This is a genomic window from Dapis hubbardiae BLCC-M172, assembly GCF_050016015.1.
GTDB lineage: Bacteria > Cyanobacteriota > Cyanobacteriia > Cyanobacteriales > Microcoleaceae > Trichodesmium.
Genome location: NZ_JBNHEQ010000188.1, coordinates 11,262 through 35,737 on the forward strand (window position 1 = coordinate 11,262; position 24,476 = coordinate 35,737).

General features: G+C 34.7%; 14 protein-coding genes and 1 tRNA gene. 7 read left to right on the forward strand and 8 right to left on the reverse strand.

All coding sequences use genetic code 11. From position 1 onward, the window contains the following. Positions 1-373 precede the first annotated feature (373 nt). Positions 374-2,152 carry a DNA repair protein RecN gene (recN, locus tag ACP6PK_RS16980; protein ID WP_426561075.1) on the forward strand — a complete coding sequence of 593 codons (1,779 nt, stop codon included), beginning with the start codon at positions 374-376 and terminating at the stop codon, positions 2,150-2,152. 377 nt (positions 2,153-2,529) lie between these two features. Here the strand turns inward: recN and ACP6PK_RS16985 are convergent, their stop codons facing one another. Further along, positions 2,530-3,399 carry an FkbM family methyltransferase gene (locus ACP6PK_RS16985; RefSeq protein ID WP_426561077.1) on the reverse strand — a complete coding sequence of 290 codons (870 nt, stop codon included), beginning with the start codon at positions 3,397-3,399 and terminating at the stop codon, positions 2,530-2,532. A 687-nt stretch (positions 3,400-4,086) separates the two neighbouring features. Here ACP6PK_RS16985 and ACP6PK_RS16990 point away from each other — a divergent pair. The 3 genes from ACP6PK_RS16990 (at position 4,087) to ACP6PK_RS17000 (ending at position 7,525) form a co-directional block, all read left to right on the forward strand. After that, on the forward strand, positions 4,087-6,825 hold the full coding sequence (locus tag ACP6PK_RS16990) for an adenylate/guanylate cyclase domain-containing protein (protein ID WP_094676800.1): 2,739 nt from the start codon (positions 4,087-4,089) through the stop codon (positions 6,823-6,825). 59 nt (positions 6,826-6,884) lie between these two features. Next, on the forward strand, positions 6,885-7,241 hold the full coding sequence (locus tag ACP6PK_RS16995; RefSeq protein ID WP_094676801.1) for a hypothetical protein: 357 nt from the start codon (positions 6,885-6,887) through the stop codon (positions 7,239-7,241). A 98-nt stretch (positions 7,242-7,339) separates the two neighbouring features. Beyond that, positions 7,340-7,525, forward strand: a complete 186-nt coding sequence (locus ACP6PK_RS17000) for a TLTLP motif-containing protein (RefSeq protein WP_094676803.1) — start codon at positions 7,340-7,342, stop codon at positions 7,523-7,525. Between the two features lie 867 nt (positions 7,526-8,392). On the opposite strand, the gene ACP6PK_RS17005 is transcribed toward ACP6PK_RS17000, so the two are convergent. Beyond that, positions 8,393-8,956: a peroxiredoxin family protein gene (locus tag ACP6PK_RS17005; protein WP_094676807.1), complete on the reverse strand. Its 564-nt coding sequence runs from the start codon at positions 8,954-8,956 to the stop codon at positions 8,393-8,395. Positions 8,957-9,115: 159 nt separating this feature from the next. Further along, complete coding sequence (locus tag ACP6PK_RS17010; protein ID WP_094676809.1) at positions 9,116-9,715, reverse strand: peroxiredoxin; 600 nt, start codon at positions 9,713-9,715, stop codon at positions 9,116-9,118. A gap of 1,165 nt (positions 9,716-10,880) precedes the next feature. Here ACP6PK_RS17010 and ACP6PK_RS17015 point away from each other — a divergent pair. Then, positions 10,881-11,030 carry a DUF4277 domain-containing protein gene (locus ACP6PK_RS17015; RefSeq protein WP_371357591.1) on the forward strand — a complete coding sequence of 50 codons (150 nt, stop codon included), beginning with the start codon at positions 10,881-10,883 and terminating at the stop codon, positions 11,028-11,030. Positions 11,031-11,200: 170 nt separating this feature from the next. On the opposite strand, the gene ACP6PK_RS17020 is transcribed toward ACP6PK_RS17015, so the two are convergent. The 5 genes from ACP6PK_RS17020 to ACP6PK_RS17040 all read right to left on the reverse strand — a co-directional run bounded on the left by ACP6PK_RS17020 (position 11,201) and on the right by ACP6PK_RS17040 (position 19,805). Beyond that, a tRNA-Met gene (locus ACP6PK_RS17020) sits at positions 11,201-11,273 on the reverse strand. A gap of 291 nt (positions 11,274-11,564) precedes the next feature. Then, positions 11,565-13,949, reverse strand: a complete 2,385-nt coding sequence (locus ACP6PK_RS17025) for a peptidoglycan DD-metalloendopeptidase family protein (RefSeq protein ID WP_426561081.1) — start codon at positions 13,947-13,949, stop codon at positions 11,565-11,567. A gap of 2,141 nt (positions 13,950-16,090) precedes the next feature. Beyond that, positions 16,091-16,552, reverse strand: a complete 462-nt coding sequence (locus ACP6PK_RS17030; RefSeq protein ID WP_426561083.1) for a tRNA (cytidine(34)-2'-O)-methyltransferase — start codon at positions 16,550-16,552, stop codon at positions 16,091-16,093. A 932-nt stretch (positions 16,553-17,484) separates the two neighbouring features. Next, positions 17,485-18,636: a glutamate--cysteine ligase gene (gshA, locus tag ACP6PK_RS17035; RefSeq protein ID WP_094674253.1), complete on the reverse strand. Its 1,152-nt coding sequence runs from the start codon at positions 18,634-18,636 to the stop codon at positions 17,485-17,487. 347 nt (positions 18,637-18,983) lie between these two features. Then, positions 18,984-19,805 (reverse strand): cobyrinic acid a,c-diamide synthase, encoded by an 822-nt coding sequence (locus ACP6PK_RS17040; RefSeq protein WP_426561085.1) that lies wholly within the window; start codon positions 19,803-19,805, stop codon positions 18,984-18,986. 1,229 nt (positions 19,806-21,034) lie between these two features. Between ACP6PK_RS17040 and ACP6PK_RS17045 the strand changes: the two genes are divergently transcribed. Both ACP6PK_RS17045 and hpnH read left to right on the forward strand, forming a co-directional pair. Then, complete coding sequence (locus ACP6PK_RS17045) at positions 21,035-21,895, forward strand: Npun_R2479 family HD domain-containing metalloprotein (RefSeq protein WP_426561087.1); 861 nt, start codon at positions 21,035-21,037, stop codon at positions 21,893-21,895. Positions 21,896-22,482: 587 nt separating this feature from the next. Beyond that, positions 22,483-23,502: an adenosyl-hopene transferase HpnH gene (gene hpnH / locus ACP6PK_RS17050; protein WP_426561089.1), complete on the forward strand. Its 1,020-nt coding sequence runs from the start codon at positions 22,483-22,485 to the stop codon at positions 23,500-23,502. The last annotated feature ends 974 nt before the right edge of the window (positions 23,503-24,476 follow it).

Consider the following 24,476-nt stretch of genomic DNA (forward strand, 5'->3'; position numbering starts at 1 on the left):
CCTATTTCCTATTTCCTATTTCCTATTTCCTATTTCCTATTTCCTATTTCCTATTTCCTATTCCCTATTCCCTATTCCCTAAAAGGGATAAATTTTTGGCTTTCTTCAAAATTGAGATGCACCAAAATTATCTTGAGTAAGAAGAACATCAAGCATAACCTTAACTTGTTCTTTTAATGTATCTATTATAATTAGAAATTTCTTTTAAGACCTCCAGGAAAATTGGGGATTCAAACTATAAACTCAAAAATAATTTTTGACTTTTGACTTAACTCGCTTCCCTCAAAAGAGAAAGGATAAAAAGTCAAAGGCAAACATTTAATCTTCTCTTATTCCTTATTTCTTATTTCTTATTTCTTCCTTCCTTGAATAAATGCTCATATCCCTTCGCATTAATAACTTTGCCCTCATAGATCATCTAGACTTAGAATTAGGCTCCGGTCTAAATGTATTCACAGGTGAAACAGGTGCTGGTAAGTCCATTATCCTAGATGCTCTTAATGCCACTCTAGGTGCTAAAATAGATCGCCGTATTATCAGAACAGGAACTAAACGAGCCACCCTAGAAGCAACCTTTGAACTAAACCCAGCTTTAGCTAAATGGTTAAGTGGTCAAGAAATAGATCCAATAGATGGCACATTAGTAGTTTGTAGCCGGGAAATTGTTGTCGCCCAAGGTTCCCTACGCACCAGATCTCGTGTCAATGGTGTCCTAGTTAATCGGAAAATAATGGACCAACTTCACGATCGCCTAGTAGAAATTACAGCTCAAGGCCAAACTTTACAATTAGGAAATCCTAATTTGCAAAGAGAATGGCTTGATTTATATGGTGGTTATCCCCTATTAAAATGTAGAGAAGCAGTAAATATTTCCTATCAAAAAGCTCAAACAGCCAAAGCAGCATTAGAAAACCGTCGTCAGACAGAACAGCAACGTTTACAAAGAATAGATTTATTAGAATACCAAGTACAAGAATTAGATAAAGCTAATCTTACTGAACCTCAAGAATTAGAACAACTAACACAAGAAAGTCAACGTCTTAGCCATGCAGTTGAACTGCAACATCAAAGTTATCAAATATATCAAGCTTTATATCAAAATGAAGGTGATAATTCAGCAGCAGCAGACCTGTTAGGAGAAACAGAAACCATATTAAATGATATGGTAAACTACGACTCAACATTACAACCTATATCAGAAATGATTAGTGAAGCTTTAGCTCAAGTTATTGAAGCTAGCCGACAAATTAGCAATTATGGTGAAAAATTAGAAGCAGATCCTCAAAGATTGGAGGATGTAGAAGAAAGAATTCAAGAACTTAAACAAATTTGTCGTAAGTATGGTCAGACTCTAGAAGAAGCTATTAATTATTATTACAAAATACAAGCAGAACTTAAAGAACTACTGGAAGGAGGAGAGTCTCTCGAAGCACTAGAAAAAGTATACTTAGAAGCTCAAGAAGAATTACAAAAAAAATGTAGCGAACTTAGTTTACAACGTCAGAATGCTGCTGCTAAATTAGAAACACACTTAGTAGAAGAATTAAAACCTCTTGCTATGGAGAAAGTCAAATTTCAGGTACAAATTACTTCTACTACTCCAACATCTACAGGTGCTGACCAACTTACATTCTGTTTTAGTTCTAATCCTGGTGAGCCACTACAACCTCTAAATTTAACTGCTTCTGGAGGAGAAATGAGTCGGTTTTTATTAGCACTAAAAGCTTGCTTTTCTCAAATTGAAGCATCAGGAACTCTAGTGTTTGATGAAATAGATGTAGGAGTTTCTGGAAGAGTAGCAGGAGCTATTTCAGAAAAACTACATCAACTTAGTCGTCAACATCAAGTTCTATGTGTAACTCACCAACCCATAGTCGCTGCAATGGCAGACCATCATTTTAATGTTAGTAAGCAGGTTGTTCAGGAAATGGCTAATGTTGACTCCAACGATCAAGACTCTGAGGAGAGAACAATAGTTAGAGTCAAAACCCTCGATAATTATCAACGTCGAGAGGAACTGGCACAATTAGCTAGTGGTAGACCAGTTCAAGAAGCTATTGCTTTTGCAGAGTCTCTTTTAACTCAAGCTGCAACTAAACGTGAGAAAAATTTGACTATTCCTATCTCTAGTTCTAGTTCTGGAAGTGAATAGATGTTTCTAGATAAAGAGGAAAATTCCTTTCCCCCAGTAGGAATACCAGTAAGTTTTTATTCGATGAAGCTCCCAGAAAATAAATATATATCCTTGTTTATTTCCCTGCTCAAATCTTTCCATCCATCTCTCCTCAGTCGAAAACCACCAACATTTTCATTTTATGAAGCTCCCAGAAAAAAAAATCCCACGCCAAAGGATTTTCGCTTGCATCCTCACAAAAATTCTGATATCATCAAAGTTAAATGGGGTAATTCGCCTATGCACATGATTTTTTATTCAACTAAAATATGATAATTATAGTGATTGCGAATGCTGCATAAAAGAAAATCAATCTAAGAATATAGTAAACACGTTGAAATAACGCAGGATTCCTATTAGCAATTGACTAAATTTTCAAACTCTGATAAAAGTCTATTAGGAACAAGAAAAATCATCTTCACACGAACACTTATAGGCTTGGCCTCAATCTTCATAAACTGTGGCGTCAAATTAGATTTATTTCTATCCTTAGACTTAACAAAAGCAAAACATGAAAACCCAATAGATTTAATAAATTTTAAAAGCTTTGCATTGGGATAAAGTTCAGATAAAACTAAAGGCTGGTCTCGAATTAGAAGATTTTTCCCACCTAATAGAATGTCAAAGTCTGCTCCTTCAGCATCTGTCTTTATACACGATACACTAAGGGATGGATATTCTGACATCAAATTATCTAGGGTACTAACCTTAACAACTACCCCATCACCTCGATCACTTTTTCTCACCAGTGAATTTAGCTCAGGCATAGAACTTAGCCCAAGTTCCATTGTACCAGATTCAGAATAAAGAGCTTCTTTAACAATAGAAATATTTTGAAATTGAGAAATATTTTTTTCTAAATCCTTAATTATTCTTAGATCGGGTTCAAAGGCATAAACTTTGTCAGATAACGGAGCAGCAAGTAAGCTATAATATCCAATATTTGCTCCCACATCAATAAAGCTTTTACCCTTATCTAAAAATTTAGTTAATAAAACCTCACTCCCCCAATCTAGCTTACTTCTCTTGACAAAAACTTCTGTACCAAATTTACTATTCCAAGGTAGCATCATTTCTACATTATTAAATAGTAGAAACTTTTGGTTGACTTTTATAATCTTATAAAATCTTCTTAACAAATAGCGGTATACAAAATTTAGATAACCAACTTCACTAGCCAAGCGATTAAAATAGCTAAACTGCTGGAAAAAGCTTAAAATTAACATCTTTTGCTAATAATAATAACTAAATTTTAAAGATATTTTTGCCTTTTATCAATACAAATACAGTTTAGGTGATACTAAAACTTAACAATTGTTTAAGTTATGCCTACTTTTTCATTTTCATTTCAATGAGGTAGAGAGTCTATTACTCGTTAGTTGAGCAATAATTATCAAGACTTGAGTCAACAATAGGGTTTGCTTTGCATTATCAAGGAATGATTTTAATATTAGCCTAAATAACCGTTATTTATCAATGGATAAAATTCATTAAGTACCTCGTCATAATTAAAATTATTTGAATTGGAGGATTCAGGAGTCGTAGGGGCGAAGAGCGAATCGCCCCTACAGGAGTCAGAATAGTTTTGGTCAATTCACTTGTTGTAATTATTTTAAGTTTAATTTTGCTTACCTACTTATCATTAACAATCACAAAAAAATTAATGCTAAGTATCCATAGCTACTTTTTGTGCCTAGTTTGAAGGTAAAATAAAAGGCCATTTTTTCAATTGTAAAAATACTAAGAATAAATTCTGGACAGAGCAGTGAAAAATCAATCATGTTAGAGTACACTACAACTATGAATATTTAAAAAGCTTTCTGTACTTAATATTAATTAACAAACAGAGGTAGAATTACTGAAAAACCTTGATATTGCACACAAAAGAGTATCCAAAATTTAATTAAAGTATTATGACATCTGCATCTCCAAACCACATAGCAACAGAGTACACCACAATCCCAATAGAGGACGTGGAAGTCATAGAGGGTAGCAGCCATCAGGTGCATCGTCCCCAAGATGATTCTGGTTATAAAAATCCTGACATTAATAATAATAATGCAGATCACCCTAAAAGTAACTCAAAAGTTAATGAAAGTAGTGCATTAGTTCATCCTACTTCTGGGGCGAATTTCTCAGAATTTCTGGCTCCCTTAACAAAAGACACTTTTGTCGAAGTTGTTCAAGATGTTGAAGCCAAGCTAAAAACAGTTAATCAAACCCTTGGGATGCTCAACAATTTGTTAGAGGCTCAAGGATTTGATGCAATTCTACATGAAATGCTACGTTCAATTACTCTAAAAACAGGAGAATTATTGAACGCAGACCGAACAACAATTTGGTTATTAGATGAAGAAAAAAATGAACTTTGGTCAACAGTTGCTCAAGGTGCTAATGGCAAACCATTAGAGTTAAGAATTCCAGCAAATGTAGGGATAGCTGGAGAATCAGCCCAAGGTAAAAAAGTTATCAATATTCCTTACGACTTCTATGATGACCCTCGTTCAGCTTCAGCAAAAAAATTTGATAAACAAAACGGATATCGAACTTACAGTATGGTAGTAATGCCATTATTGCAAGAAGAAACTGGGGATTTAATTGCAGTTGTCCAACTTCTAAATAAGTTCAAACTAGATGAAGAACAATATGAATTATTAGAAGACAAAATAGATGTTAATGGATTTACTGAAGAAGATGAAAGAGTATTTCGTGAATTTGCTCCTTCTATTAGCTTGATATTAGAATCTTCTAAGTCATTTTATGCAGCTACCCAAAGACAAAGAGCAGCAGAAGCTTTAATGAAAGCTGTAGACTCCCTCAGCAAAAGTAGCCTAGACTTAGAAGATACTCTGAAAAAAGTCATGGATCAGGCCAAGGAACTGATGAATGCAGACCGCAGTACCTTGTGGCTCATAGACAATGATAAAAATCAACTCTGGACAAAAATTCCGATTGATGGTAAGCGAATTGAAATTAGAATAGCTAAAGATAAAGGTTTTGCTGGTATGGTAGCTACATCTGGGGAACCGCTACTAATTCCTTTTGACGTATATAAAGATTCCCGTTCAGTTACAGCCAAAGAAACAGATGAAAAAACAGGTTATCGTACTTGCAGTCTATTATGTATGCCTGTTTTTAATGCCGATCATGAATTAATTGGTGTGACTCAGTTAATTAACAAAAAGAAACAAGGAGACTATCCAGCCTACAACCCCGCAGATTGGCCAGAGGCTCCAGAGCAATGGAAAGCCAGTTTTAATCGTAATGATTTAGAGTTTATGAGAGCTTTTAACATTCAAGCTGGTGTAGCTCTGCAAAACGCTAAATTATTTGATACAGTCAAACAAGAACAACAAAGGCAAAGAGACATCTTACGCAGTCTCACCAATGGCGTAATCTCTACTGACAAAAAAGGTACAGTCATTGCCACGAATGAAAGTGCTAGACATTTACTAGGAATTGGTGACACAGATATATTAGCAGGTAAATCTGTAAAAAATTTGGTGTGCCTCAAGGAAGGTGAATTTTCTAAATGGTTAGATATAGCTCTCTCTCCTAATGACAGTAAAGATTACCAGCAGTATTACCCAGATCAAACCTTGTTACCTGAAGGAGATTTAGATCCTCAAAGTATTAATTTGTCAATTAACTCAATGATTGATGTTTTGGAACCAGACAAGGTAAATGGCGTGTTAGTGGTGATGGAGGACATCAGTGGAGAAAAGCAAGTTAAAAATTTGATGTATCGTTACATGACACCAGAAGTTGCAGAACAATTATTAGCAACTGGTGATACTGGTTTAGGAGGTAAACGTCAGCAAGTTTCTGTACTTTTCAGTGATATTCGTAGCTACACTACTTTGACAGAAAGCATGAGTGCCGAACAAGTTGTTAGTATGCTGAACGAATATTTTGAAGAGATGGTAGATGCTGTCTTTAAATATAAAGGCACCCTGGATAAATATATAGGAGATGCCTTAATGGCAGTATTTGGATCTCCAGCTCCCTTAAAAGATCATCCTTTGTGTGCAATGAAAGCTGCTGTGGAAATGCGCCAACGCCTACAATTATTTAATGAAGAGCGTCTAGCCAACAATAAAAAGGCCATTAGTATTGGTATGGGGATTCACTCAGATGAAGTAGTTAGTGGTAATATTGGCTCTAGTAAACGTATGGAGCTAACTTCTATTGGAGATGGTGTTAACTTAGCCTCTCGCCTTGAAGGTACAAGTAAACAATATGGCACAGATTTAGTCATCAGTGATAATACTTATCAACTTTATAAAGAAAAGCTTTGGGTTCGGGAATTGGACTTGATTACTGTGAAGGGAAAAAGTAAACCTGTCAGAATATATGAACTTTTAGGTTTTAAGGAAGGCGATCTGAAGCAAGAATTGACTGATAAACAACATCAGATTGTTGGACATTATCATCAAGGACGGGAGTATTATTTAATGCCATCCAAAGAGAAAAATTTAACAGATGATTCTATTAAGGAATTTTTTGCCAAAGCTGAAGCTGAATTCAAAGAAGTTTTAAATATCGATCCAAATAACAAAGCCGCTAAGTTACACGTTGGTCGTTGTCAGCTATTTCAGGCCGAACTTCCTCAAAAAGATTGGGATGGAGTCTGGAAATTAACTGAAAAGTAAAAATTTCTCTTTAAATAATAATTTTAGCTCCTGTATTTTGAAACAAACCAACCCTAGTTATGAATAATTTAAGTTCCCACTACTCAGATAGTGAGTGGGTAGAGCAAGTTAATAAGTTATTGGTTGAGATTGCCAGTATTTCTGTCTCAGATCAACCCAAGCTACCAGAAAATATTGCGGAAAGGGCTCTACCACTGGCAAACAAAGCAAAAAGTATCCAAGAAAAAGCTGATAGCCTAATTATTCCTTCAGATTCCCTAGAATGGGTAGGAAAGGTACGTCAATTTTTGTTGGACTTATCTCGTGCTTCCTTGGCAGATATACCAAGACTACCTGTAAGTATAGGTCAAAGATCGCTGGTATTAGCAAAAACAGCTCAAGAGATTAAAGACAAAGTTGCTAAGACAAAATCTTAGTTGTTAATAGTTAAAGTGTAGATGAACTTAAAAATAGCATCTATAATAGAACTTGTATTGCAACTAACAATTTTAAGTTTTTTAGAAATTTCCTGAATATGGAATCAGATAGTCAACCTCCTAGTTACTCAGATGATAAACCTCCTCAAAGGATTGCAAATATTTTGGGAACGGCGATCGCTGTATTAACTTTGGCATTACCTTTATTAGTTATTGCTCGTTATTCTCATAGTAATATCAATGTAATTCCTCAAACGTCTTATGAATTGTCTGGGTATGAATGATTTCTGAATAAATTTCTAAGAACTTTAGTTTCAATTTCTATCTTACTTCAGCCTATTAAGGTTACTCTAACTAAACCTGCTTACTTAGATATTAAATAAATTTGGTTGATACTCTTTTTCTTCGGAAGATTAAGAGTTCAACCACAGTTTTCAACCCATATAATTAATTCTGTGCTGGGAAATGTAGATGTAGCTCAATAGACTGCTAAGGTTAAGTTATGAGTTTTTATTGAGAATTTTAATTATCGGAAATTTTTCAATGCTAATTAGGGCTTGTCCATTAACTCTCAAAGCATTTACCGAAATATTGTGGTTTAAAGCCTCCCCTTTTAAGGGGATAATAAATAAAAATTTTCCTGTTCGTCAATCCTCTTCTTTTCAAGGAGAGGTAATTCGCGCATTCTAAATTCTTAATTCTTGAAAGATAAATACAGTAGCCTTTTTTGTCAAAAAAAGTGCCAGCTTTTCACTTTGTTAGACCTACAAAAAGTTAACATTTGGGGCAGAATAATTGGAGAAAAATCAAGGGATAATTTTTCTGATTACCTCCTCTATAATTCCCATTTCTCCTGTACATCACCAATCTGAAAGCTCCCCTATCTGAGGACTGACTCCTACCCTGACCAAAATACTTTTTCAGCAAACCCGAATTCTTCTTTAAAGGTAACAAAGCTAATAACTGAACACTGTTTCGCACCATTCTCGAGAAAATGCTTAACTTACAGCAATTTCGGAGTTAGTGAGGTACAAAGCAAAGACTTCCAGTCTGTTAGTAATTTTGGTAACACAAGCATCCTGCTTGTTACAGCAAACGAAGGCTGAACTGCAAAAAATGTACCTCAGCATCCTCAAAAGTGCTGTAAATTATTAAAAATTACTTTGATCAAAAATATGATTATCTAAAATAACCAACAAATCCTCAACACTAGCATTATGATCTAAGAAAGAAAATAAATGTTTATAACAAAGCCTACCTTGTTTGTCTAGTACAAATTGCCCTGGTAAAGGTGCCCCCAAAGCTTGACCAACCTTGTAATTTTTAAACGCCTGACAGCTAGAATCACTAAGTAAAGGCATTTTTAAACCTAGGTCTCTAACAACAATCTTACTTTGTTCCTCATCCGTACTGGTAATCATTAATACTTCTACTCCTCGCTCTAAAAACCTTTCATAATTGTTATTTAAAGCCAAGATATGAGGGAAACAAAATGGGCAATACTGCTTTTCAGTAAAAATACGAGTCAAGGCAACTATAACAGGAGTTACTCCCCAATAGTTTGATAATCTAACTAATTTACCATTTTTAATATCTGGTAATTCAAAATCTGGCGTTCTTTTTCCATGCTCCAAGCCATTAATAGCTGGAATAGGTAATAAATTTTGAAAAAAACGTTGATTTAGTAAACCCCTAAAGTCATAAGAAGTTAGCATAATCAGAATTAATTAAAACTCAAAAGTTCAAACCTTAATTTTTTGGAATATCTTTAATATTTACAACTCCAACAACTTAAGTAAAATCATTTCAGCTACAGTGTTGGAGTAAATATTTTATCGAAATTATCAGGTACTTTATAAACTGACTAAAAAAATTTATTCAATAGCAGCAAAAAATTCTTTCGACTTAATTGGATCGGGATTCATAGTTTTATCCCCCGGTCTCCAACCCACAGGGCAAACTTCATCTGGATGAACCTGTACATATTGAATAGCCTGCAAACTTCGTAGTGTTTCATCCACATTGCGACCAAAAGCAAAATTATTAATCGTTGCGTGCTGGATAATACCTTCTCTATCAATAATAAATAATCCCCGCAGAGCAATACCAGCTTCTGGATCTAAAACATTATAGGCCAAACTAATTTCTTTCTTAATATCAGATAATAGGGGATAATTAAGGTCTCCAATACCACCAGATTTACGATCTGTTTGAATCCAAGCTAGATGTGAAAATTCACTGTCTACTGAAACTCCGATAATTTCAGTGTTAAGTGACTCAAATTCTTTGTAGCTATCGTTAAAGGCCGTAATTTCTGTTGGGCAAACGAAGGTAAAATCCAAGGGGTAGAAAAATAAGACTACATACTTACCACGATAATCAGACAGTTTAATTGTCTCGAATTCCTGATCTACTACGGCTGTAGCAGTAAAATCTGGAGCCTCTTGGCCCACACGCAGGCATTCGTCTGTCATGATTTAATTCTCCTTATGAAAATAAGTTGATAAATTCTTTACTATAAGCTGTCCTTAACCTAACAGTTGTAGGAGCTTCTAGTTTGAACTACTAAAACTTCTATCAAGAAGCTGATATTAGTACAGAATTTAACCTAATCAATCAAGTTGATTAGTCATCAGTTAACTGTTTGAATTATCAATGTCTTAATCATAATATCATCTAAGTTTTATTTGAAGGAAGCTGCCCTCAAAGTTTTGCTACTATACAATTTTACTTTCTGTTGTTAGAGCCATAAATTGCTACTTTACCTACAATAAATATCCAGTGTCGGCAGAATCATCAAAACACAGCCCCCATCTGTCAAATGGCCATAAATGAACTTGACAGCACAATAATCATATCAATCCCACAAACCTTCTAATAAGTCAAGAAATAGGGAAAAGCCTTAGCTTTATAGTAGCTATTTTAGCACATTTACTGTGCAGAAGAACAATAAAAATGAAATAGAATTAGCTCATAAAAATAACTCATAATTTTTGCCAATTACCATAGCTATACTCAAAGATATAACAGATAAATTATGTGAAGAATATGGCATCTTAATTTATAGAAACTGACGAAAGTTATACAAGTATTGCTTAATTTTTGGATGGTAATTCAATACCTACTTATGGTAAAAAACCCAATGAGTGGAAACCTTCAGGAAAAAGAACAAAGGGGGGTTTGTGTAGATTCACTGCCAAGTTAGGTGGTAATTTAAACCACTATAACCTACATTCCGCACTTCAAATAGAGTACAGAGATTTGGGTTCAAAGGAAGAAGGCTCATATTATCTAGGAGAGAAGGAAGAAGGAAGAAGTAATGCAAGTCATGAAGTGAAAACCGCTATAATTTACAGAGTATAAATACTGAGAGAGCTAGGAAATTTTGTGCTACCTTCTATCCCACATTCCGCAAGACAAAATGTAGTATGTGACAGTGGTTACACTTGAGTCAGTATTTATGCTGAAGAAAAAAAATATTAATACTGTCATCCTAGAAAAGACTCTGAAAAAAAAGGATGAAAAATGTGAGTAGAAGTAAGTAATTTAGATCCAGATCGGATTAGTAGCAGGAATCATTGATGAAATTGGTATAGAAAAGAAAATTAATGAATTGCTAGGGGAAAAGTAACAGAAAAAATTACAGCGGGTCAAGTTGTGAAAGGAATGGTTCTCAACGGACTAGGGTTAGTCTCATCCCCATTATATTTATTTAATAAATTTTTCCAAGGAAAGGCCGTAGAACATTTTGTAGTGGGAAATGTTGGCTATAAATATATCAGAAAGTAGGCCACTTCAAGGCGAGGCTTAAATCCCAATTTTTTGGTCAGCTAAGAAGAGAAGCACTAACTAGGATTTATCGCGTTTGGTAGTAGAATTTGGCAAACCAAATCCCTACCATTAATCTCTTTCACTTAAATCCCGTGATTACTCAACTCAAATATTAAAATTAATAGATATGGCTCAGGCGGGATTTGAACCTGCGACCTTGGGCTTATGAGTCCCCTGCTCTAACCTCTGAGCTACTGAGCCTAATTTTTTTGCCATTTATAATAGTAGCATACTATCCCATGGTTTCGTCAAGTCTTTCGTTTTTTTTCTTACAAACTAAATTAAACTCAAGGCCAAACTTTTTTTGGATGTCAATTCCCATTTCTATGACTGGAAATGGGAATGATTCATACCATTTCACGGAACTCAAAAGTCAAAAGTAGAATTTTAATGGCTTAAGAGTTAAATTATACAGTAATTTAAGCTTATTATTTCAGATTATCACTTGCCGACTATTTGTGACATTTTTCAAGTGAATTGGTATCAAATAATCTAATTATAAGCCATTCTAGAAGGTAGATAAGCCATTGGGTTGACTGCTCCATTGCCCTTAGGATGGATTTCAAAGTGTAAATGTGGTCCGGTACTACGTCCGGTACTACCCATTTTCGCAATCAACTCACCCTGAGCCACCTTTTGACCTTCTCTAACTAAAATTTGGCTATTATGAGCATAAACTGTCAGACTACCATTAGGGTGCTGAATTTCTACCAGATAACCGTAACCCCCACTATTCCAGTCAGCATAAGTAACAATACCAGGAGCTGCTGCAACAATCGGAGTACCAGTTGGTGCAGCTATATCAATACCCCTGTGCATTCTTCCCCATCGCCAACCATAACCTGATGTCAATGCCCCTCTTGCAGGCCAGCTATACCCGGTAAATTGCATCGAGCCTCCAGGTAAATAGGTATCAGCTTGACCCAAAGGTGGCAAATCTGGAGAAACCATTTTTCCGATTGAAGGGTTATTTAGAATCTCATCAGCATTACCTCCTATCGGTGCTACAGCCTGAATTTGCTGACCTGCTACAGGTAGTTCTTTGACAACTGTAGCCGGATTTCTCCTTTCCAGTCTATTAGTTCTTATCTCTTCAGGCCAATTTCTGGTCTGGGAACTGCTAATTTCTACCTGATAAGTTGGCTGTAAGTATCTATTATTTCTGTCTGTAGGAGTTTGACGATTAATAGGTAGGTTATTTTCTGAAGATAGTGGTTCAGGTACTGGAATAGTTGTTGATTCTGAATGAGTTAGCTGAGATTCTTCCAAATCTTTTTGAGCATTATATTCCTGTCGTAGCCTAGTAATTTCTGACCTTAAACGATTGGCATAAGGATTTTCTTGATTATCTGTTTGAGCTACTGGTAATAATTCACTATCTTTAGTATCACTAGCAACTTCTGTTCGTTGAACAGGTTGGTTATTACTAAAATGGACTTGATTTTCTAATTCCAGAGCAGAACTTGGCCTAGATACCTGTGATTCTAGATGAGTAGGCCATACTTTGCCATTAATTAACGGAGTTTTAGGTTTATCTGTAGCAACCGAATGTTTTGAAGTTATAAATTCTTTTGATTTTTGATTTATTTGGGACTCTTTATGACCTGCATCTTCAGACCAAGAAACAAGCTTTAAACTTCCCGTTGTTGAAACTTTAGGTACAGTAACCTTGGGTATACTATATGATGAATAATCAGATTTGATAATAGGTCTCTTGGCTTCTGGAAAATCAGGTTGATTATTTGTAGTTTCCAGAGCAGGTTGATTCAATTCTTCTTGTCCAAAAGAATATGATTCTAGGTCACCAGAATGACCAGTTGTAGAACTTGCTAAAGTTAATGAAGAAGAAGATGGTTGCTGAGGAATTTTGAGTAATTTCGCAGCTTCAATTACATCTGGATCTTTGATTTGATTAATTTTAGCCAATGCTCCTACAGATACATTGTGCTGACTAGCAATTAAACTCAGTGTGTCCCCAACACGTACTTTGTACACCAATGAAACTGGTGTAGATGTCATTCCTGAATCAATAACTACTGCCCCTTCTACTTTTGTCTCTTTAGTCTTGATTGACTCTTGAGAAATATCTCCTTCACCATCAGTTATTTCTCTAGCAGCAGAATTATTATCTATGTTAGGGGTAGCTATTTGTAGCTGTGGTTCTGCAACAACTAAATTTTCTGATTTTTTTTCATATATATTTTCTAGGAATTTCTTTTTTGATGAGTTAAAAGGTTTTCCTACAGACTCAGAAACAGACTCCTCATACCTCCAATCCACCGAACTTCTTGCCGGGCGGTTTTTTTGTTTTTGAACAGGGTTAATTCCTGTTTTTAACTCCTCAACTAGCTGGCCATCAGTGCTGATGGTTTTCTTTTGTTCTTTGGCTAACGATCCGAAAGCAGGCAACTCATTAGTTTGCAGTTGATTCAGTTTTTTCTGTTTAAGTTCTACAGGAAAAAAGGATTGACCTGATTTTTGTACTGACGGCAGAACAGTTTCAGGTTTAGTTAGTCCTACTTCAGAATCACTATTTCCTTCAGTATCTACATAGCCTTGGGTCAATTTTTGCAGTAGTAGACCTTTGGGCCTATTAACCCCAGTAACATTTAGTTCTGGAATTCTTACTACAGAAGAATATTGTTGATTTGTATCTACTTTAGGGAGTTCTACTGCTACTGCATGATCGCCTTCCCCTGGGAAGAGAATGCCTGATGCACCCATTGTAGTTGAGATAGCAGCAAGTCCAATCATCGCAGCAGAGGAACAAGCCTTACTACTACCTACATTTGTTTGTTTAGTCTGTTCAACATTTGCTTCTGTGTGAAGTTCACACTTAGCAATAGACTTACTCTGATTTGGAAATGTTCGTTTCACAGAACGACCTCCTATTGACAAGCGTTTAACTGTTCTGAACCTTCTTTTGTCAACGATCTAGGTCACTTAGTATTAGAGATCCAGATCACTGTAAATCATCAGGCTTAGGCTAGGTTATCTTGCTTTGATAAAAAAAGCAAGGATAATTGTAACTTAATTTTGATGTAATGACTCAAATCAAAGAAAATAATTAACTTTTGGCAAACTAATATAGAGCAATATCTTTGCCCCTAGTTTGCTATTGCCCTATTTTCAATTAGCAATTAGTCCAGTTATATTTTTCTATTTTTCTTTATGTTTAGTCCTGTATTAAATACCCTCTAGATTCAGAGGAAGATTTCAGGAGGAAACATAATCTAAATTTTGGTATACAACAACTTGTTGTCCTTGGCAATTGACACAGTTATAGAAATTTCTTATGGGTATAGACTAGAGTTCACATAGCACTCTTCAGCACGGTTGTGTCGAAAATGTCTATACAATTAGTTAGGCAATAGGTATCATGGGTAAAAGCTTCAAACTTTTTATCTCTAGCGATATAGAAATACTATTTAATTTTTTCCTAGTCTTTTGATACTTAAGTATAAAAGTATCTAAAACCATCCATCTCAGCTCTACTTCTTTAATTATCACAACCCATACATCATCTTGCCTAGAGTATTCTCTCGGTTATATATAAGTTTTTTTTATTTCTATTTGTTTCAGTATTTCCTCAGTTTGAAATAACATTCAAAACTCAGGGTTCAAAAGAGAATTAAAATATTTAGGAGCAATCGCAAAAAACTAAAAAGTAGTAGTTATACCATGTCCGGTTGAACACTTATAATTAAGATAGTAGGGGAGTAGGGGAGTAGGGGAGTAGGGGAGAAATTAAAATATATCCTCTCGATCGCCAAATATTTTATTTATACCATTACATCCGGACATGATATTAAACAAAAATACGATTCAATGATTAATAATTAATAATTACGTCTGGTTAAAAAAAATAGGATTGGTTAAAAGCAATTTTTTTGTTTTTTTATCCTGAAAATGATATCAAATCCACTTGCTTCAAAGTAACAAGAAACCGGGTTTGTGGGAGGTCAATGGTAGGGACGTTTTGCTGCGCCACATGTTTCGGCTGTCGCCGACATGAATGCTCCGCATTCCGGAACGGAAAACGCATTTTTGCCTGTGCAACGTCCGTACAAGGACATTTGATACAAACCCAGTTTCTCTGCTTTTTTTATACCGATACTACCGGATTTGATATGAGAGGCTTTAAATCTTAAGTTTTTCAGCAAGAAACAGAAATCAGAATATAGCAATCCGCCCATAGTTTGCGGGCAATTAAAAAGTAAATAAAAAAGTTTAAACTCTCACCTGTTCCCTGTTAAGTGTTCCCTAAAAAGTAGTAATATTTTTGCGACGAATATGCGGAGGATTGCTATATATGAATTACCCAAAAGTTTACCGAATTATTAATTATTAATTGTTAATTAAATAATTGTGGTTTAAAGCCTCCCCTTTGAAGGGGAAAAAAAGAAATGATATTTCCCAATCTTTAATCCTCTCGGTTTTAACCAGAGGTAATTATCAATTATCCATTATCAATTATCAATTATTGAACATAATCTCAAATTTAACCAGTTATATTAACCATATAAAAAACAAAAACATAGGGTGCATCTCAATATTTGCAAAAATACTTTTTTCCTGTTCCCTGTTCCCTAAAAGCGATAAATTCTTGGCTTTATTCAGAATTGAGATGCACCCAAAACATAGTAGTTTAACACATTTACATCCTCGGTTTCACAGCGCAAAGGAGAAATAAATTTTGAATGGCTTTATGAATGCTATTTCTTAGAAATAAGTAACAGAAACTGATTATTTTCTTACTAATTTTTCTTAGTAAAAGTAATATCTAAGTGAATAGTAAATACCTGCTCAAATGTAAGCATTCAGTTAGCTCACATTCAACTATCAGCTCAAAGAATCAAGGAACGACTGGGGCTAGGTAATGACCAATTTCATTCATAGCTTTTAATTCTCCTTGTGAAAATAATTCCCTTCTGGTTTGATAATGAGTTAATAACAAATAGCTTATGAACGTTTCGCGGAGCGACTTGAACTTGGACTTAAAAGTTATGTAAGTCCTACTAACTCAGATAACCCAATTGACGCCTAGCTTCAAACAAACCCAAGGCAGCACTAACAGAAAGATTTAAACTACGAACCTTTGGTTGTGTCATTGGTATGTAGAGAGTTGCAGTACAGTAGTTCAAGACATCTTGTGGTAGTCCATTAGTTTCGGAACCAAACAATAGCCAATCATTTGTTTGATATTGAAATTTTGTATAATTAATCTCCCCCCTTTTACTGAAGCCAATAAGTCTTCCACCTCGTTCTTGATGATAGCTTTGAAAATCTTCGAGGTTATGATGATAATTGAATTTTACATAAGGCCAGTAATCTAAACCAGCCCTTTTTAAGTAGCGATCGCTAATTTCAAAACCCAAAGGCCCTACTAAATGTAGTTCTGTATCGGTAGCAGCACAAGTACGAGCAACATTACCTGTATTTGGTGGAATTTGTGGATAGACTAAGACAATCTGAGGCATAAAATCAATGATATATTTTGACACCTATCAAATCATAGTGAGCTAAAAGGTTTTTTGACACCTATCAAATCATAGTGAGCTAAAAGGTTTGATGAATATTTTTACCCATATAATTTTTACTATATATATAGTTATAGTGAATTAAAAAGGGAAACCTTGTAATTTTTGTTTCTTTAAAACTACTAAAGTAAAATATTTAGGACTTACGCAAAGACAATGTATGTAGTGTTCAAAACTATAACGTTATAGTTTTTTTACTCTATATGTAGTACCTCTGCGTAAGTTCTGATATTGTATTTATGGGTTTCTCCTTTAGCATAATTACCTAATTCTTCAATAAGGAAATTATGATCGGATTAAGATCTGAATCAATTAGGATTATTTAAGCTTTTCATTATTTGCTGAAGTGATTGATTTTGGGCTTGATTTACGTTTTTTTTCCATTGACAATCGCTGTAAATGAATTACATCATGTTCTTTAGCATCGGGATTGTAAGGGCGAAAGTAAGGAAGAATGGTTTAGTTATCTTAGGAAAGAAGCTTTAAGAGAAGAAAAAACATTAAATCTGGTAGATATTTCCCCAGCTTTTCCACAAAGGATATAAACGGACATGATATTACTTAAACAAACAGATAATTTCTTCATATTTTATTAGATATAAATACTACAAAAAAGTTGCCTTAAAGTGTAGTAAAAAATATTTTTTTCAAGAAATATAATTTCTAATAAAGAATGCTCAATACTGCATTATACTTGTTAAGTATCTATTCCTATATCAGCCTTTTAAATAGGAAAGATAACATTAGTAATGCTGACTGACATGAACAAGAAGTTGGTTATGATATTCAAAATTTTAAGAAGTTTATGAAAATCAATGAGTTTTCCATAAGAGGAAGTAGAAAACATAAATTATGATAGGATAAAACTCAGATTATGCAACCATTGATTGACACAATTTATCTTCCAACTCTTCTTCTTTTTGTGCCATCTCCAAAATTGCGGCTTTAATTACACTGCGAGTGTCAAAACTACTCTGATATTTATTTAACCATTTTTGTGCTGTATTACCTTCACGAAGAACTTTTTTAATAGGTGAAAGAAAGCAACTAAAACCACGTTCTTTCGCATAAGGTAAAACCTGTTGATAGATTTCCTCAATCCAATTTCTTGCTAGAATAGTTCTACCATCTTGCCAATGACGGACTTGAGCTTCAAGGCTATGATGAGCTACTGCAATTTCATTATTATCTGCTAAATTCACTAAATCCTCCAAACGGTTAGTTGCTGGAAAGTGACTTTTTTCTAAAGGATCGAGACTAGGGTCATCAAATAATTGCCATAAACGAGCTTCTAACAAAGCAACTAAGGCCAGTTGCATAATCGGGTTGTCTACAAAATCACAAATTCTTAATTCTAAACGATTAAGATTATAAGGACGACGATCGCCGTTAGGCCGTACAGAACACCATAGATGACGGACATTCTGCATAATCCCTGCTGCAATTTTCTCCTCGGTCCATTTAATCAAATGACTATGACTTTCAAACAAAGGGACATAAGTCGGAGTTTTGGGAAAAGTAGCCCAACGAGTAGAGTGAAACCCAGTCACTTGACCATCGAGAAAAGGAGAAGAGGCACTGAGAGCCAAGTATAAAGGAGCTTCCATCCGAATTAAGCGAATAGCTCGCATTAGTAATTCTGGGTCACTAATACCAACATTAATATGAATACTGGTTGTAACAACTGTCGCACCGTAGGTTTCCTCTATATATGTGTGATATGGGTTATTTGGGTCAGAACGATAAAAAAGATTACTATTCCCTAGAGATAATGTACTTCCTGGAATTATGGTGTAATCTCCTAAAGTGCTTAAATAGTTTCGTAGTTTTAGTCTTGGCTTTACTAGAGCGCATAAAAGTCGATCGTAGCTACACAATGGTGCAGTAGTGTATTCTACATTTCTACTATCTGGCTCCCTCACAAACCCCTCTACTTTGGCCACAATTTGCTCTGACAGGCCAACTATATTACCTTGGGGTGTGCCAGTGTACATTTCTACTTCAAATCCTTTGGATAGCAGCACGACAGGCTCCTGAATCTAATTGATTTATTTATATTTTTCATACTATCGTGTATTTAACACGTTTGTGCCTTATGCTCTAGGGCTTAATTTTTTCTAAAGTCAATCTGAAGAAAGGGAATAGGTAAAAGGGAATAGATGAGAAGGGGCAGGTATTTCCCCACATATAAAAAATGAAATATAGCTAGTCTTCTTGAGTGCTGACTTTTGCAATTAGGCAGGAATTTCAAGCTGCGACAGTATTCAAGATTTAAGATTTAGTTTATTAACAGTTCCTCAAACTATTTTATTTCTGATTGCTTATTGCTTAATTTTGTTCTACTCAAATTACAATTAATAATGATTGTACTTTAATTAACTATAGATTCAAATTCACTGGGAAAAATTCCTTCTTGTTCTTGTTGTCGAAAGATGTAATCAAAGTCAAATCTTAAAGCTTTAATATGGCGAGTGATTATGAAACCACATTTATTAACTTTCTCAGGAGTAAAAGTTGCTATGACTAACTCTACTAATTTTTTAGGAGATATCTCAGGTATTTGTACATAATAATCTCTTTTAGCAAAAAATACACTTTTATCTTTAGGTACGATAATACCATTAACTTGATGGGCATACTGAATTGGCTTAATATATGTATTAATAAAATTTTCTTGATTTGTCTGAAGCCTGGCTAGTCTCTCATGTTGTAACCAACTCATTTTGAATATAATTTTAATCAATTCAAATCCTAATATATAGTTGAATATTTGATTTCTTTCTTCTGTATTAATGACTAAATTTAAGGCCGACTCTAAATACTGTTTAGTTTGACAACTTACATCTTGAGCAGCATGAATGTAATATAGTCTAATGTAGTTTCGGAGTACATATTCATTAATTTTTGTTTCGGCACGAAAGCGTCTCAGATATTTGTTAACCCTGTTAATTGTATCTATATCTTGCAGCATTTTTACGGCTAAACCATCTGCTATATAATCATCTAAAAATTCTGCTTGTTTCTCAGGAGAAGAAGCACACAAAATATAGGAAAATGATAAAACATAACGGCGTTGCTCCCAAGGTAAACTAGCTGCCCATTTTTTGACTTCTTGAGGAAGTTTTTCAAAGATACTATCTTCTTGATGAGGATCAAAAAATATGTTTTGAGACTTATCTTTATGATTAGTCATTGCTATTTTTTTGATTTAGTTATAGATGTCAGTACAATATTTTTTCTTTGTTTTTGTGGCGAGGATCACATATAAATGATGTTATAGGGTTTCTCAAGCTTATGAGGTACACAAGCTCTTTAATTTCTTTTCTATTCCCTATTCCCTCCATACCTATTCCCAGTTAAGTGTTCCCTAAAACAAACGAATTTTGTACCTCACGCTTCTTGGGAATTGCTATATTGTAACCAATGATAGTAGATTTTCATCACAGGCAAGTTAGGATAAAATTATATAAAATAATGTCTGATGATTCCCAGGTATAAATAGTATATATTAATAATTATAGCTGTTTGAAAAAAATATTAGGGAAAATAATTATATTAGGGTTTGGTGATTAAATATAAAAGCATTTACATATAAATGCTAAATCTTGCGTGTGCGAAAAAAGTGCCAGCTTTTTGATCCCTGAAGCTTAAAATGTAAGGATTTTGAGCAGACAAGAGTGGAAAAATTGAGGGACAAATACAGCGCTTCCTGTTGCCCTTGAGGTACAGCAGGAGCACTTACAGGAGTTTCCGAACTAACTAACGTATAACTGACTCTGCAAACATTTCCGGTAAACTTCGTAGTAGTCATACCCTAGATAACTTCTAAATTCTTAACTGTCAATATATGTACCTCATAACGTGCGGAAACTGCTGTATATTCGACTAGACTCTCTGTAATTCCCATTTATCCTGTAGGGGTGATTCACGTTTGGGGAGCATTCCGGCACGGAAATCACCCCTACAACTCCTATCCTCACCCATAAGACTTTTCAGCAAACCCTATATTATAATTCAATATAAGGGACAATATTTTTTACTTTATGGTCAATTTTGACTATCCTGAGTATATAATGTTACACTTAATCTGGCAAATTTGTCAAGAGTGAATACCATACAAATGGATAACTAAATATTATTATCAATATAATTAAAGATAAGGGTGAGAAAATTTTGAATTTTCGTTGGGTAATTTACTTTTATTTACCCAATAATAACTTGAGATTGAGTTGAGCAATGACCATAAATATTAAACACAAGTAAGAGTGAAACTTGAAACAAATTGATTAGCTATTAATGAAAATAACTTATTAGTTATAGATATATAACTTGATCGAAGGGAAAAAAACGATCTTAGATAATCTGTTTATGATGGTAAATAAAAGTAAGTATAAAGAGTAAATTGAAATTAGGAGACTGCAGATGTTTAACTCCACTGAACTTCTGATTGATGCTTTCATAAAAAAGCTAACTGATGGCTATCGTCATACTTATGGTGGATATAAATCAGATTATGCTGATATTATCGCCTGGGCAGCTGGGATGGCATTAGAAAACATTGCTAATGGTGATGCCCTTTATCATAATGTAGAACATACTATTCTTGTAACTTTAGTGGGACAAGAAGTTTTACGAGGAAAGCATATCCGTGAAGGTGGGGTATCTTGTGAAGATTGGTTACATTACCACATTTCTCTACTTTGTCACGATATTGGGTATGTCAAAGGTGTATGTCGTCAAGATCGAGGGGATTTAAGATTGTATGCTACCGGAGTAGATAACATGAAAGTATCTCTACCCAGAGGTGCTACAGATGCTAGTCTTACTCCCTATCATGTTGATCGAGGTAAGCTATTTATTGACGAACGCTTTGGAGGTCATAAGTTAATTGACGCAGAAATAATTAAGCGTAATATAGAATTGACTCGTTTCCCTGTACCAGCAGATAAGGATCATCAGGATAAGGAAAATTATCCTGGTCTAGTGAGGTCTGCAGATTTAATTGGTCAATTGAGTGACCCTCGCTATTTACAAAAAATTAGTGCCCTGTTCTATGAATTTGAAGAAACAGGTCAGAATAAAATATTAGGATACAACAATCCAGGTGATTTACGTCAGGGTTATCCTAAGTTTTACTGGAATGTAGTTTATAGCTATATTAAGGATGCGGTTTCCTATCTGAATCTGACTCAACAAGGAAAACAAATTGTAGCTAATCTAAGTGCTAATGTCTTCAGGGTTGAACATGATGATGCTGTACCAGAAGCAGCATTTGTTAGCTAGCGAGAATAGAAAGGAATAATTTATTAAGATAAGACAAATCGGGTTTCTATCAACTAAAATTAGAAACCCGGATTTTTATTGATAAAAATGCCTTGGTTATTTCAGTTATAGCGCTACGCGCTAGGGAACAGGGAACAGTGGTGCGACCCCGCGTCGGCGTAAGACGCAAGGGAACGCGCACCAAGAGAGGGAACAGGGAACAGCAGACTGTCAAAGGGTTTTTCGTATAGGGAAAAGCTCCGCTAACAGGATTTAGAAATGTCAAACACCTTAATGCGTAGGGCTATATCAGTTAACAGTTATCAGTTACGAGTTAACAGTGCTTCGTGCAATAGGGAGACTTAAAATACTTAATTTTCTTGGTGGTGGTGCATTGTAATGGTGGTCTAAGGTTGAAAAATACTCCAACATACCACATCACCCCACCTCCCCATCCCCATCCATCTACCATTACTATGCAGGACTACCATTTTCTTTTTTATCCTCTTTAAAGAGGAGATTATTGACCTGATTTTCTGGTAATTTTCTCAGAGTAGAAGTGAAATTTTTTTTGCGTATATTTGCGTATATTAGGTGTGAGGTAATTAATGGCAATTCAATTTCAACAAGCTTTAGAAGTAGGAAAATATCTTTTAACTCAACGTCTTAAAGGGCGTAAACGTTTCCCTTTAGTTTTAATGTTAGAACCTTTATTTAGATGTAATTTAGCTTGTCCTGGTTGTGGGAAAATTCAGCATCCGAAGGAAATACTCAAGCAAAATTTAACGCCTGAAGAATGTTTTGCTGCTGTGGAAGAATGTGGCGCTCCTGTTGTTTCTATTCCTGGAGGAGAACCTTTATTACATCCACAAATTGATGAAATTGTAGAAGGGTTAGTTGAACGGAAAAAGTTTGTTTATTTATGTACTAATGGTTTGTTACTAGAAAAAAGTCTTGATAAATTTAAACCTTCTCCTTATCTAACTTTTAGTGTTCATCTTGATGGTTTACAAGCAACTCACGATAAATGTGTGGATAAACAAGGGGTGTTTGAAATAGCAGTTGCAGCAATTCGTGCTGCTAAAGCTAGAGGGTTTCGAGTTACTACTAATACTACTGTATTTGAGGGAGCGGACCCAAAACAAATGCAGGAATTTTTTGATTTTTTGGAAAGTTTAAATATTGATGGAATGATGATTTCTCCTGGTTATAGTTATGAGTGGGCACCAGACCAGGAACATTTTCTGAAGCGACAACAAACTCGGTTATTATTCCGAGAAATTCTTTCTCCTTTTAAAGCTGGTAAAAAGAATTGGAATTTTAATCATAATCCTCTATTTTTAGATTTTTTGATGGGAGAAAAAGATTATGATTGTACTCCCTGGGGTAGTCCTAGTTATAGTGTGCTTGGTTGGCAAAAACCTTGTTATTTAATGAATGAGGGGTATTATGCTACTTTTAAGGAACTTTTAGAGAAAACTAATTGGGATAATTATGGTTATAAAAGTGGAAATCCTAAATGTGCTGATTGTATGGTTCATTGTGGTTATGAACCGACAGCAGCAATGGCAGCTATGGAGTTAGAAAATATTCCTCAAGTTGTAGGTTCTTTGTTGAAAATTGGGTAAGCATTGAGCTATTAGCAGTTAGCTAGCCTCCTATGGAGGAACTTCGTTAACAGCTTTTTAATAGATGAAGTAAGTATTAGTTTAACTTCTACTATATTTTTAATCAGAGAATTGAAGCACAGGAAAAACAAGCTTGAGTTGCCTAATAAAGGTAGTAAAGCTGATAGCTGATAGCTGAATGCTTACAAAATTGGTGGTTAGATAAATTAAGAAAATGTAGGTAGAAAATTAATTTTTTCTCTTTCTACTGTTTGACAAATCTAGTCATATAGCAATCCTCAATTAGGTTGTAATATTTTATCGTAGGGGTTTGGTCTCCAAATCCCATTTTGGTTATACTAATTCCCATGCATTAATGCTCTACTTGATTAATACTTCAGTTATTAAGTAATTACCTTGGCAGAATTACCTTTTTGCTGATTTGAAGCAATTTAATCTTAATTATCCTTATTTTTACTTCTCCCGTACGGACGTTGCACAGGCAAAAATGCGTTTTCCGTTCCGGAATGCTCCGCAAACATGTCGCGCAGCGATACGTCCCTACACTCCCCTACTCAATCAAATATAGAAAAGTTTTTGAGAAATGGTATTAGGGTTTGGAGACCAAACCCCTACAGCTTTTTTTCACAAATCATTTCTGATAGCTATATTGTCATCAAGAGTAATCTGGTATTTCTGTATGGGAGAAAGTACAGAATTTTGTTTTTCGGAGATAAATCAATATTTCCTGAATAAGTTGAAACAAGAAACTGATAATCAATCACTAAATTAATCTACAGCAGATTTCGGACTAATCATGTACAAGTTTAAATGGTAAAATTATTGTAATACAGGTATCTTGCCTATTAACTTTGTACTTCACGGGCAACAGAAAGTGCTATATTTAGTTAGGATTAAATATCTCATATTTTCAACTTAAGTAATACAGGTATCTTGCCTATTAACTTTGTACTTCACGGGCAACAGAAAGTGCT